General features: G+C 32.7%; 13 protein-coding genes. 4 read left to right on the top strand and 9 right to left on the bottom strand.

Going from position 1 to position 13,401, the window contains the following annotated elements; translation table 11 throughout:
* Positions 1 to 100 precede the first annotated feature (100 nt).
* The 6 genes from purQ to rpe all read right to left on the bottom strand — a co-directional run bounded on the left by purQ (position 101) and on the right by rpe (position 4,559).
* Complete coding sequence (purQ, locus tag BAR153v2_RS03345) at positions 101 to 775, bottom strand: phosphoribosylformylglycinamidine synthase subunit PurQ (RefSeq protein WP_078680311.1); 675 nt, start codon at positions 773 to 775, stop codon at positions 101 to 103.
* Between the two features lie 11 nt (positions 776 to 786).
* A complete protein-coding gene (gene purS / locus BAR153v2_RS03340; RefSeq protein ID WP_078680310.1) occupies positions 787 to 1,026 on the bottom strand; it encodes a phosphoribosylformylglycinamidine synthase subunit PurS in 240 nt (79 codons plus the stop codon).
* Positions 1,027 to 1,108: 82 nt separating this feature from the next.
* Positions 1,109 to 1,873, bottom strand: coding sequence for a phosphoribosylaminoimidazolesuccinocarboxamide synthase (purC, locus tag BAR153v2_RS03335; protein ID WP_078680309.1), 765 nt, complete (start codon positions 1,871 to 1,873; stop codon positions 1,109 to 1,111).
* A gap of 143 nt (positions 1,874 to 2,016) precedes the next feature.
* On the bottom strand, positions 2,017 to 2,565 hold the full coding sequence (locus BAR153v2_RS03330; protein WP_078680308.1) for an alpha/beta hydrolase: 549 nt from the start codon (positions 2,563 to 2,565) through the stop codon (positions 2,017 to 2,019).
* An 8-nt stretch (positions 2,566 to 2,573) separates the two neighbouring features.
* On the bottom strand, positions 2,574 to 3,875 hold the full coding sequence (gene purB, locus BAR153v2_RS03325; RefSeq protein WP_078680307.1) for an adenylosuccinate lyase: 1,302 nt from the start codon (positions 3,873 to 3,875) through the stop codon (positions 2,574 to 2,576).
* A gap of 9 nt (positions 3,876 to 3,884) precedes the next feature.
* On the bottom strand, positions 3,885 to 4,559 hold the full coding sequence (gene rpe, locus BAR153v2_RS03320; RefSeq protein ID WP_078680306.1) for a ribulose-phosphate 3-epimerase: 675 nt from the start codon (positions 4,557 to 4,559) through the stop codon (positions 3,885 to 3,887).
* Positions 4,560 to 4,716: 157 nt separating this feature from the next.
* Between rpe and BAR153v2_RS03315 the strand changes: the two genes are divergently transcribed.
* A complete protein-coding gene (locus BAR153v2_RS03315; protein ID WP_078680305.1) occupies positions 4,717 to 5,256 on the top strand; it encodes a flavin reductase in 540 nt (179 codons plus the stop codon).
* 792 nt (positions 5,257 to 6,048) lie between these two features.
* Here the strand turns inward: BAR153v2_RS03315 and BAR153v2_RS03310 are convergent.
* Entirely contained in the window at positions 6,049 to 6,375 is a 327-nt protein-coding gene (locus BAR153v2_RS03310; protein ID WP_078680304.1) for a flagellar biosynthetic protein FliO, read from the bottom strand.
* Between the two features lie 167 nt (positions 6,376 to 6,542).
* Between BAR153v2_RS03310 and BAR153v2_RS03305 the strand changes: the two genes are divergently transcribed.
* On the top strand, positions 6,543 to 9,095 hold the full coding sequence (locus BAR153v2_RS03305; RefSeq protein WP_078680303.1) for a response regulator: 2,553 nt from the start codon (positions 6,543 to 6,545) through the stop codon (positions 9,093 to 9,095).
* Between the two features lie 238 nt (positions 9,096 to 9,333).
* On the opposite strand, the gene purN is transcribed toward BAR153v2_RS03305, so the two are convergent.
* Entirely contained in the window at positions 9,334 to 9,945 is a 612-nt protein-coding gene (purN, locus tag BAR153v2_RS03300; RefSeq protein WP_078680302.1) for a phosphoribosylglycinamide formyltransferase, read from the bottom strand.
* Entirely contained in the window at positions 9,942 to 11,027 is a 1,086-nt protein-coding gene (gene purM, locus BAR153v2_RS03295; RefSeq protein ID WP_078680301.1) for a phosphoribosylformylglycinamidine cyclo-ligase, read from the bottom strand. The genes purN and purM overlap by 4 nt, the downstream gene beginning before the upstream one ends.
* Positions 11,028 to 11,244: 217 nt before the next feature.
* Between purM and BAR153v2_RS03290 the strand changes: the two genes are divergently transcribed.
* A complete protein-coding gene (locus BAR153v2_RS03290) occupies positions 11,245 to 12,402 on the top strand; it encodes an AI-2E family transporter (RefSeq protein WP_198934316.1) in 1,158 nt (385 codons plus the stop codon).
* Positions 12,399 to 13,088, top strand: coding sequence for a DnaA regulatory inactivator HdaA (gene hdaA, locus BAR153v2_RS03285; RefSeq protein WP_078680299.1), 690 nt, complete (start codon positions 12,399 to 12,401; stop codon positions 13,086 to 13,088). Before BAR153v2_RS03290 ends, hdaA begins: the two co-directional genes overlap by 4 nt.
* Positions 13,089 to 13,401 lie beyond the last annotated feature (313 nt).

Raw genomic sequence — 13,401 nt, 5'->3', positions numbered from 1 at the left:
GAAACATAACTGATAAATTTATTTTATATATTTTCGTATTATTGGCTGTTTTGTACAGACAGTTAATGCAAAAATATCTAGAAATTCCAAGAAATATTTTTTATGGGCATGAGACTAATTCTAAAACACTTTGAAAAAGTAAACGGCCATCAATACCGCCGTGTGCTGCTTCAATAAGGTTTTCAGGATGAGGCATCATACCAAGCACATTACCAGCTTTATTAATAATGCCAGCTATATCATTTACTGAACCATTAGGGTTTTCACCTTTCGCATAGCGGAAAACAATCTGCTTATTATCTTCCATTTGTTTCAATGTATCATTATCAGCAAAGTAATTGCCATCATGATGAGCAACAGGGCAGTGGATAATTTGTCCTTTTTTATAAAGCCGAGAAAATTTCGTTTCAGTATTGGTTACTTCAAGTTTTACTTTACGGCAAACAAATTTCAAGGAAGCGTTACGCATTAGAGCACCTGGCAATAATCCTGCTTCTAACAAAATTTGAAAACCATTACATATTCCTATGATTGTTATACCCTGTTGTGCTTTATCGCAAACAGCCCGCAAAACTGGTGTTCGTGCACCAATAGCGCCACATCTTAAGTAATCACCATAGGAAAAACCACCAGGAATAACAATCATATCCACATTTGGAATTGTTGTTTCTGTTTGCCAAATTTTTAATGGCTCAACACCTGTTATGTGATACAAAGCTGCAATCATGTCTTGATCACGATTTAATCCGGGTAATTGAATGATAGCAGTTCTCATGATTAGTTTACTTAAAGAAGTTCTATTGTATAATTTTCAATAACAGTATTCGCAAGCAATTGTTCACACATTTGTTCAAGTGTTTGTTTTGCAGATTCAATAGGCATATCATTAAGGATAATATCAAAAACTTTTCCTTGGCGAATAGATTGAATATTTGTAAAGGCTAAGCTATTTAAAGCATTAACTATTGCTTCTCCTTGTGGATCAAGGACACTACTTTTTAAAGTAACTGTGACACGTGCCTTCATTTTTTTTCCTATTATTTAAGTAACTCTTTTTTGAAGAATAGTATTTTTATTAAGTAACTTACGGATTGCACCATTTTGCTTTTTATTTAACTAAAACTGGACCACTAGGCCGTGGAGGTTCGTTTTCATTCATAATACCAAGACGTCTTGCAATATCTTGATAGGCATCAATAAGTCCACCCATATCACGCCGAAAACGATCTTTATCCAGTTTTTCTTTTGTTTGAATATCCCATAAACGAGAAGAATCAGGTGAAATTTCATCTGCGAGAACAATACGCATTGTTTCACCTATCCATAAGCGACCAAATTCCACTTTAAAATCAACCAACTGGATACCAACGCCTGCAAATAGCCCAGAGAGAACATCATTAATACGAAATGAAAGTTGCATAATATCTTCTACTTCTTGTGGAGCAGCCCATCCAAAAGCAACGATATGTTCTTCTGTAACCATTGGATCATCAAGAGAATCATTTTTATAATAAAACTCAATGATAGATTGCGGAAGAGTTGTTCCTTCTTCTAACCCTAAACGCTTAGAAAGGGAACCTGCAGCGATATTACGTACAACAACTTCTAATGGAATAATTTCAACCGCTTTAATAAGCTGTTCGCGCATATTGATACGTTTAATAAAATGTGTTGGAATTCCTAAACGAGCAAGTTGAGTAAAAATATATTCTGAAATACGGTTATTTAAGACTCCTTTGCCATCGATAATTTCATGCTTTTTTGCATTAAATGCAGTTGCATCATCTTTAAAAAATTGAATATAAGTTCCCGGCTCAGGCCCTTCATACAGGATTTTGGCTTTTCCTTCGTAAATGCGGTGGCGACGATTCATCATATTTTTCTATTCGTTTAGAGGTGTCAAATATTACTACGAAGGAAAACATTATCCTAATTGTCAAGAATTCTCAATGATTGCTATCATATTTATTACAGTTTTTGTTATTTAAAGTATGTGAAAGAAAAGCTATAATGGATTCAGAGTTTTGCAAAGAAATGAGAAAGAATTATCAATCCTTCTGGCCAAGGTCCATGTCCAGATTCTACATTGATATGACCAGACTGTCCAGCATCAACGAAAAGTGCACCCCAGTCATGAGCAAGTTTTTTTGCTACTGAAAATTGGCAAAATTCATCGTTATGGCTAGCTACAACCACTGAAGGAAAAGGTAAACTTTTACGATGATATGGAGCAAATGTTATCAAATGTTTGGGATGTATCTTTTCATTCTCTATATCCGGTGGGGCAACAAAGAAAGCACCACGAATTTTTTCCGGATTATGTGCAATTGCGTGAATAGCTGTTGGAATTCCCAATGAATGAGCTATAATAGCGATAGGTTTATTAGCTTGTTCGATAGCAGCTTCAACCGCATTAACCCACTCTTCGCGGACAGGTTTTGACCATTGGTTTTGTTGTACACGGCGAGCTGTAGATAATTTTTGTTCCCAACGTGTTTGCCAATGATCAGGGCCAGAGCCTTTATAGCCGGGGATAATAAGAATATCCAGTTGATTTGCTTTCATGAACTTTTTTATCCAAAAACCCGTTTAAAAATTCTATCAACATGTTTAGTGTGATAAGAAAGATCAAATTTTTCACGAAGTTCTGCTTCACTTAAGATTTTTAGAACATCTTTATCTCTTAGCAATTCTTCTAAAAAATCTTTCCCTTGTTCCCAAGCTTTCATTGCATTGCGTTGTACAATCTGATACGCATCTTCACGGCTAATACCAGCTTGTGTAAGTGCTAAAAGTACACGCTGTGAATAAATAAGGCCACAAAATTTGTTGAGATTTTTTTTCATATTTTCTGGATAAATGATTAAGTTTTCAATTACAGATGTTAATCGGGCAAGAGCGAAATCAAGTGTAATAGTAGCATCAGGGCCAATATAACGTTCAACAGATGAGTGAGAAATATCACGTTCGTGCCAAAGTGCTACATTTTCCATTGCAGGTACTACAAACGCGCGTACCATACGGGCTAATCCAGTTAAATTTTCTGTTAAAACCGGATTACGTTTATGAGGCATTGCTGATGAGCCTTTTTGACCAGAGAAAAAATATTCTTCTACTTCAAGAACTTCTGTTCGTTGCAAATGGCGTATTTCTATGGCTAATCTTTCAATAGATGAAGCGATAATACCAAGTGTTGCAAAAAACATAGCGTGACGATCACGTGGTATAACCTGAGTGGAAATAGTTTCAATATGCATACCTAATGCTTTTGCCACATATTTTTCAACACGTGGATCAATATTAGCGAAAGTTCCAACAGCTCCAGAGATAGCACAGGTAGAAATTTCTTCTCGTGCAGCGAGTAAACGTTTATGACAACGAGCAAATTCAGCGTATGCAAAAGCCAATTTGATCCCAAATGTTGTCGGCTCAGCATGAATACCATGACTACGTCCAATAGTAATTGTTTCTTTATGTTCAAAGGCACGTTTTTTCAATGTTGCAAGAAGATGGTCTATATCTTGTAGAAGAATATCAGTAGCGCGCATCAATTGGATATTGAGCGTTGTATCTAATATATCTGACGATGTCATGCCCTGATGAATAAAACGAGATTCTGGTCCAATAAACTCGGCCAAATGAGTTAAGAATGCTATTACATCATGCTTAGTAATTGTCTCAATTTCATTAACACGATTCACGTTAAATTTGGCAATTGCACCTTTTTCCCAAATGGTTTTAGCTGCTTCTTTAGGAATAATACCAAGCTGAGCCATTGCATCACAAGCATGTGCTTCAATTTCAAACCAAATACGATATTTTGTTTCTGATGACCAGATAGCCACCATTTCAGGACGAGAATAACGTGTGATCATGATTTTTCCTTATTGTGAGAGGATTACAGCTTGGCGCAGTGCACTAATACGTGTTTTGTAAAGATTTTTGTTACCATTTTTATAAATTGCAGAGCCTGCAACAAATATATTTGCACCTGCTTTTGCAGTTTTTCCAATTGTATCAATTGTAATACCACCATCAACTTCAAGATCAATAGGACGGTTGGCAATCATATTTTTTACTCTTTTGATTTTATTTTCCATATCTGGAATAAAATTTTGCCCACCAAATCCAGGGTTAACTGTCATAATAAGGATGAGATCTAGTTGATCCAGCAAGTATTCGAGTATATGTTCTGATGTGCTTGGATTTATTGCAATTCCGGCTTTTTTACCCATTGCTTTGATCATTTGCAATGAACGATGAAGATGAGTACTTGATTCTGCATGAATGGTTATAATATCTGAACCAGCTTTTGCGAAAGCTTCAAGATAAGGATCTACAGGTGCTATCATAAGATGAACGTCAAATACTGCTTTCGTTTGTGGACGTAAAGCTTTAATAACATCTGGCCCAAAGCTAATATTAGGGACAAAATGACCATCCATGATATCAAAATGAATCCAATCTGCACCAGCATCAAGAACATCTGATAATTCTTGACCAAGTTTAGAAAAATCAGAAGCTAAGAGTGAAGGGGCGATAAGGTGGGAACGGGACATTAAGATCTCCTTAGTTGATCTTTTTTAGCATGTAATTTTAAATGATAAAATATACATTTTATTGTTCATATATGATATTAAGAGAGTGATAGTGTATAATAAAAGAAAATATTGAAATATATTTTGAATATTTTAATAGCTGTATAAGTTAAAAATTATGTCTAAGCATAAAATATATTTAACATCGAAATCTCAATCAATAGTTCCTGTTTCGTCTCAAGAATATCGGGATACAATGAGTCATTTTGCAGGAGCCGTGCATATTGTAACAACAGATGGTATTAAGGGGAAGCGTGGAGTAACAATTTCAGCTTGTTGTTCCTTATCAGACGATCCTCCAACACTTCTTGTCTGTTTAATGCGATGTAATACTGAAAATAAGCTATTTATGGAAAACGGGAATTTTTGTGTTAACAGTTTAACAGGAAAACATCGTTTGTTAGCTGATGTCTTTTCTGGACGCTATAGTTCCACACAAAATGAACGTTTTGCTGCAGCTGAATGGGGTGTTCTGCAGACCGGTGCTCCGAGTTTATCCAATGCTTTAGCCTCGTTTGACTGTAATTTAATTTGTTATCATGAACATGCAACTCACTATATTTTGATTGGTGAAGTTGTTGCAATAAAGCGTAATCAAGAAAAAGATTCTTTAATATATTTTAATCGCAACTATCACACCTTATCTTTACCTTTGTGAGCGTATATTTTGCAAATGTTGGTAATTTGTTATTAGTAGATTTAACATTTTAATTTGGTGATTAGCTTATTCTAGGATAAAAAATCTTTGCTAAATCATACCAATATTTAAAATATATGTATATCTGTCCTCGCAAGATAAACAATCAGTTATATTAGGTTGATTAACCTTTTCTGCAATTTTTCTAAACTTTCATCTGCTTCTCTTAGTATATCATTTTTTCAAAGAGTTAATTTAGCATAAAGATGTGTTTTTTTCTGCTCATTTATGAAATAATCATCTTTACTAGCATAATATTTGTCATCATTCATTTTATAAGACTTCTACATATAAAAAGCTTAAACGCATATTTTGAATATAATTTGAGTGATACAATTGAATTACGTATTCGATCGATGAAAAAAACTATTGTAAAATAGATGCAGCTTTGAAGCGTATTGATGATGTTAATTACAGATTTTATAAGAGAAATGGAGGATCTAATAGTATAAAGCATTTTGAAATCAGACTAATTGGAGTTTTACATTGGCAATACAAGAAAATGCTACAAACAACAAAAAACAATCTATCGTGATGATTTAAAAACAGCTATTAGGGAGAAGATACATCAATCAAAAAACTTACCATCTAAATTTTAATATAGTCATAAAGGGAGAGGAAATACTAGTTATAAAGAAGTATAAAATTTACGGAAAAGGATTTTATTTCTAAGAGTTAGAAGTATAGAAGAAATATTGATTTCTACTGTATTAGTATCGACTATCTATCTCTTGGTTATTTGTATGAGATATTTTATGCAGTATATTTTCTAACAATATCTAATTCTACATTGGCAATATTTGATTCTATAATAACAGCTGTTGATCCACCTATAAGAACCAAATGTTCTATATTATCTCGGCGTATTAAAACGAGACGATGTGTACGATCAATAGCGACTGTATCAGATACAGCTAACCGTGGTTGACACTTCCTGTTAGTTCTAAATTGTATTTTATTTAACTTAGTTAAAAGCTTAATAATTATAGCGATTGCTACAATTATTAGCATGAGATAAAAAAAGTTGATCACCACTTGTGTTATCGGCACGTTTATATAATCTGATAAGAAACTTTTCATATTATCCCTCTTAAATCTTAATAATGAGCCTATTATTTTTCATTTATAATATTATAAAAAATTTAGACTTTTAAAATTACATTATAAAATATAGTATTTAATATCAATAATTTATAGAAACCGTAAAGGCAATTTGTGACATAAAAATAGTCATAATTGGGGCAAAAATGGATAAAAATTTTGAGAATATTAATAAATTATTGTCTACTTTCGTACGTTGGGAAATTATAATTGGAGTTACTATTTTTACAATAATTTTTTCACTCATTATTGGATTGATAGCTTTTTTTTATCCGCAAGGCTATTTTTATAAGACTGCTTTGATATTTCTTTTAGTTTTAGCAATAATAGGTATTATAGCACTTTTTTTATTAGGAATGAATATTTTCAGATGTAGTGCTGTGCAAATACATAAAGATTTAGATTTAAACATTTTTAATGAGATAGATGATATAATTATAGTTTCTGATTTATCTGGTTTTGTTTATTATTCTAATCAAAATTATCAAAAAATTTTTACTTATAAGCCTGAAGCTTCTTGTTATGTAGTTATTGCTGATCTTCCAAACACTGACGCACTTTTATACCGTTTAAAAGTGGCAGCATTAAGTGGTTCTGCAGCTCAAGAAGTATTGATAATGGATCGATCAATTTTTACTAATTCAAAACAAAAAGACGCTATTTGCTACAATATTTCTATTCATCCTACTACAGTTAAGAGGGGAAAGAAGCTTTTATTTTGGCGTATCACAGATGTTTCTCATTTACAGCAATATCATCAGCACAATGAAACTTTTTTCTTAAATTCACAGGAAGCTATTAGTTATTTAGATCAAGCTCCTATTGGATTTTTATCTGTGAATGCACAAGGAATAATTATATATTTGAACACCGTTTTTGCCAAATGGTTTTTAATCGATTTAACAAATTTTACTGTTGGTCAATATAGTTTTGATCAATTATTTCATTCAGTTGGAAATAATCGCACATGGAGTGATATTTGTTGGAACAATAATAAATATCAAAATTCAAATTGCACGATACCCTATAGATTTTCTTTATGTTCGATTTCAGACACTGGTAATAAAAGGATATTCAATTGTTTTATGTATGCTTCTTCTCTTGTAGAGGATGAGGCTATTTATCGCATTATTATGATACCACAGAAAATAAAAAAGAACGAAAATAATAGTCAATCAAAATTACCAAGCATATTGATCGAGTATTTTAATGCGAGCCCTTTTGCGATAGCAATCGTTACTCAAAAAGGACAATTTATATATGTCAATAATGCCTTTTTATTACTCACGGGAAAATCTAGTAAAGCTGTTAGTTTTTATGATATTATATCTCCCTGTGATCATGTCCAGTTAGAGCGCGTATTTCAGCAGATTACAACGAATAAAAACTATTCAGCTCCAATAGAAACAGTATTAGAAGGTAATCAAAAACGCTATTTGCGTCTTTATACAATGCTTATAACATTAGATCACGATAATGCATTACAAGATTTAGTGATTGTATCTGGAATAGAAATAACAGAACAAAAAATGCTTGAAGATAAAATGATACAAAGCCAAAAAATGCAAGCCGTGGGACAGTTAGCTGGTGGTATTGCTCATGATTTTAATAATGTTTTAACAGCAATCTTAATGTCATGTGATTTTCTTTTAAATACACATCGCAGTTCTGATCCAGCACATGCTGATCTTATTAACATCAAAAACAATGCTAATCGTGCAGCTGCACTTGTACAACAGTTATTAGCTTTCTCCAGAAAGCAAACGCTTCGACTTGAAAAAATTGATTTTACAGAGCTTTTATCAGATATACGTAATCTTATTTTACCTCTTTTAGGGAATAATATTCAATTAAAAATCATTCATGGAAAAGATCTGTGGAACGTTAAAATTGACCAACCATCTTTTCAACGTGTTATTATGAATTTAGTTATCAATGCGCGTGATGCTATGCTCGATGGAGGAATAGTAACAATTGCGACAAATAATATTACAAAGCAGCAAAGTGCAGAATTTAATTATGCTGGCTTTGTTGTTGGTGAATATGTACAGTTAAGTATTTCAGATACAGGAACTGGTATATCTGCTGTTATACAAGAAAAAATGTTTGAACCATTTTTTACAACAAAAGAAGTTGGTAAAGGCACAGGACTTGGCTTATCAATGGTTTACGGTATTGTCAAACAGACAGGGGGATATATTTACTGTGATAGTCAAGAAGGAGAAGGCACAACATTTCATATTTTTCTACCACGTTATATTCCTGTGAGTAGAGAGATTCCTCAACAGATTGAAAAAGTAGAAGAACAGGAAAAGAATACAGATCTAACAGGTTCTGCTACTGTTTTATTAGTTGAAGATGAAGATTCTGTAAGAATGAGTAGTGTAAGAGCTCTCCAAATGAGAGGTTATACGGTTTTAGAGGCTACAAGTGGGGTAGAAGCACTTGCCATACTTGAAAAAAGCAGAGGTATTGTTGATATTATTGTATCTGATGTAGTTATGCCAGAGATGGATGGACCTACTTTACTCATAGAAGCACGTAAAAATTATCCTAATATAAAAATCATTTTTGTTTCTGGATATACAAAAGATGCTTTTACTAAAAATCTTCCAGAAGATGCTATTTTTGGGTTCTTATCTAAACCATTTACACTTAAGCAGTTAGCATTAGCAGTTAAAGAAACCCTAGCACAATAGAATATGTATTTTATATTTTAAACTTTTAAAAGCCATAAGACTTCTATATTTTCAAGTATTGTACTTTAAGTAGTAAAGATATTTTTAGTAACTATATTATTAATTTTTTATTTTAAGTTATATATTTAAATCAAATAAAAAAATTGTTTAAATGAATAAATGCTACATGTATTCCTATGTTAAATATTTTTTAGCAATTTTGTATTTTATCTGAAAATTCTTGATAGAAAATTGTTGTTTAAAGGGAAAAAAGTTGTTGTTGGTAGTCTGTTGCTTTATTATTTCCTTGAATAAATGCTTTTAAGGCTTCTGGATAGAGTTTATTTTCAGCTTTTAAAACTCTTTGCGCCAAACTTTCTACAGTATCATGGGGGTGTATTGGAACCGCAGCTTGCGCAAGAATCTTTCCTGCATCTATTTTTTCTGTAACCAGATGAACAGTACAGCCAGTGATTTTCATTCCCGCTGCTAAAGCTTTTTCATGGGTATTTAAGCCCTTAAATAAGGGAAGAAGAGAGGGATGAATATTAAGTATCCGTTCTTCATACAACTTGATAAAATATGATGAAACAAGGCGCATATAACCAGCAAAACAGATTAGATCTGGTTGATATTGGGATAAAATAGTGAGGATGTTCTCTTCATGTGTTTCTTTTGTTGGATAATTTTTGCGATCAACAACATGAATAGGTACATTATTATCACGTGCTTTTTTAATGCCAGCAGCATGAGGATTATCACAAATAACCGCAGCGATTTTAGCAGGATATTCTGTTTGTTGGCTAGCCTTAATCAGCGAAACCATATTAGATCCGTTACCGGAAATAAAGACAATGATCTGTTTTTTCATAAATTAAGCTTACCTTTATAAGTAACTTTTTTATTTTGGTATTTTTTTAAAATACCAAGTGGAGTAATGGTTTCTCCTTGCTCCTCAAGTGCTTTCGTAACAGCTTCAACTGAATTTTGTGCTACAATAACAATCATACCAACACCACAATTAAAGGTTCGGAGCATTTCTTTTTCTTGTATTTTACCCAGTTGAGCAATCCATAAGAATATTGGTGAAATAGGAATTGCAGAGAGGTTAATTTCAGCACAAAGGGAAGATGGCAGAACACGTGGAATATTTTCAGGAAAGCCACCGCCTGTGATATGAGCAAGAGCTTTAATTCCTTTGTTATTCCTTATAACTGGCAGAAGAGATTTTACATAAATACGAGTTGGTATTAGCAGTGCTTCACCAAGAGTTATTTCAGGACTAAAAGGAGCAGGGTAATTCCATTTAAGATCATTTTCTTCAACGATTTGTCTTATTAGAGAGAAGCCATTTGAGTGCGCTCCAGATGAGCTAAGACCTAAGATAATATCCCCTTCTACCAGGTCTTTTGAAGGTAACAATGAATTCCGTTCAGCAGCTCCTACAGCAAAACCTGCTAGGTCATAATCTCCTTTTGCATACATACCAGGCATTTCTGCAGTTTCTCCTCCGATAAGAGCCGCTCCTGCTTGTTGACATCCTGCTGCAATCCCAGAAACAATTTCTACTCCTTGTTTGGTATCTAGTTTTCCAGTCGCGAAATAGTCTAGAAAAAAAAGGGGCTCCACACCTTGTACAATTAAATCATTAACACACATGGCTACGAGATCAATACCAACAGTATTATGAATACCTGTCTCAATAGCAATTTTTAATTTTGTACCTACGCCATCAGTAGTTGCTACGAGAATAGGATCTATAAAACCTGCTGCTTTTAAATCAAATAGACCACCAAACCCGCCTATTTTTGTATCTGCACCTATTCGTTTTGTTGAGTGTACATAGGGCTTAATTTTTTCTACCATTATATTGCCTATGTTAATATCAACGCCGCTATCTGCGTAGGTAAGATTCTTATTAGTTTTTTTATTCACTAGTTGTTGATTGCTCATTGGAGCCTTCCTTATAGGAAATGAGATTTTGATATTTATGCAATGCCATGATAAAGTTATCTCTGCAAGAGTTATCGGATCTATTAATCAAAATACAATTATTGTTTACTTGACTCAAGCAAAAGAAATTTCATAATCTTTTAAAAGAATTTCACTAATATTTATTAAATGGATATCAAGTAGTTAAAAGAACTCTTTAATGCTAATGAACAGGAAAATGAATAAAAAAAGTAAATCTCATGATAATTATACGGCCTATATACCCGCTTATGCCCAAGTACCATTACCAAATGATATGAAAAAGCAAATTTTTTTCTGGCTAGGCACATTGATTTTTTTCGTTATTTTTATGTTTATTTTTGGATCAATTTTGTTTCCGTTTATAGCAGGAATTGTGTTAGCATATTTTCTTAATCCAATTGTACAAATCTTTGAAAGAATTGGAATTCATCGTGTTTTTGGGACTGTACTAATTACTTTGTCCATTATTATTATTTTTGTGGCTGCTTTAATAATTTTGATTCCTATTATCAGTGGACAAATACAACAATTTGTAAGCAACGGTTTACCGATTTATGTCAATCGCATTCAAACCTTTTTTGTTGAGCATAATTTTGATTGGGTCAGGCGTTACTTTGATAGTGATCCAAATGAGCTACATACTAATATTAAAGCGCTTTTAGGACAAAGCTCTGACTTTATTACGTCTCTATTGAATTCGCTTTTAAAATCAGGAAAATCTATCGTTAATATTGTTAGCCTATTTGTAGTAACGCCAGTAGTAACATTTTATATTTTATTAGATTGGCCACAAATGGTTAATGCTGTTGATTCTTGGATACCACGCAGTCATCTTATAACTATCCGGAGTCTTTTTCATGAAATGGATAAAGCTGTCGCAGGTTTTGTACGTGGACAAGGAACTGTTTGTTTAATTCTGGCAGGGTATTATGCTATCGGCTTAACTATTACAGGACTGAATTTTGCTCTTTTAATTGGTATATTTGTTGGTCTGATAAGTTTTATTCCTTACATTGGTACAATGATTGGCTTTATACTATCTATTGGTGTTGCATGGGTTCAATTTTATCCAGATGATTGGAGTTGGGTTTTTGTTGTAATGATAGTTTTCTTTATTGGACAGTTTATTGAAGGTTATATTCTACAACCAAAGCTTGTTGGCTCATCAGTTGGCCTTCATCCAGTTTGGTTGATGTTTGCACTTTTTGCTTTTGGTTCATTATTAGGGTTTACAGGTATGCTTGTTGCCGTTCCTGCAGCTGCTATCATTGGCGTTCTAGTTCGTTTTGTTCTGCATATTTATCTGAATTCTCAGATGTATGCTCAAAATGAAAATTTGGAGTCAATAGAATGAATAAATATGAAACGCAGTTACCTTTGGATCTTTCTCATAAATCAGTTTTTCAATTTGATGATTTAATAATGACAGATAGCAACCGCATGGCCTTTCAACTGATTAATCATTGGCCAAATTGGATTCCACCTATTGCGGTCTTAATCGGAGATAAAGGATCTGGGAAGACGCATTTTTCTAGTGTATGGGCTCAAAAAGCTAATGCTTTAAATATTTGTCATGAAGAAATTGATCAGGTTATTGCTATAGCTTCTTCAGGTAAATCATTTTTAATTGAGGATATTGATTCAGCTGAGATCAGTGAAATTGGTCTTTTTCATCTAATTAATAGTGTTAAACAAGCAAATCTACATATGAATCAAGCTACTTTATTGATGACTGCACGTACATTACCGTCTACATGGAATTTGCAATTGAATGATCTGAAAAGTCGTCTTAACTCAGTTATGCTAGTTGTGTTAAAACAGCCTGATGATGCATTATTAACTGCTATTGCTTTTAAACTATTTTCTGATCGGCAAATTACAGTTCATCCAAGTGTTATTCATTATCTTATAAATCGTTGTGAACGTTCTTTATTCTCATTAAAGAGTATCATTGATTCTGTTGATCAATTAGCTTTACAAAGAAAAAGTAAGGTAACGCGTGCTATTATTAGTGAGGTTATCAATATGCAAATTCAGTAAATACTTTTTCTAATGTTTTTTAATCTTAATGTTATCTGGATTTATGAAAAAATACAGCTTATTTTTTAAAGTATAATATCTTAACGAGTAATGATTTCATTTTTAGTTTTTAGTATGGGTGTATTTTCTGTTTTTTAGCAAGTAATGATAATTTAAAGGATAATATTAGGTTATTTTATATTGAATTTTATTATAAACATACATAATAATAACCTAGAGTTGCTATAATGAATTATTATTAACTTTGTTAAAAATCTATATTAAGGATATTTTATTCTATCTGCTATGGATTTTGTTTTTTATAGAGTGTTTT

The sequence above is a fragment of the Bartonella sp. AR 15-3 genome, assembly GCF_002022445.1.
GTDB lineage: Bacteria > Pseudomonadota > Alphaproteobacteria > Rhizobiales > Rhizobiaceae > Bartonella.
Note: the sequence above shows the minus strand (reverse complement) of the source record. Positions and strands in the feature narration are given on the sequence as shown.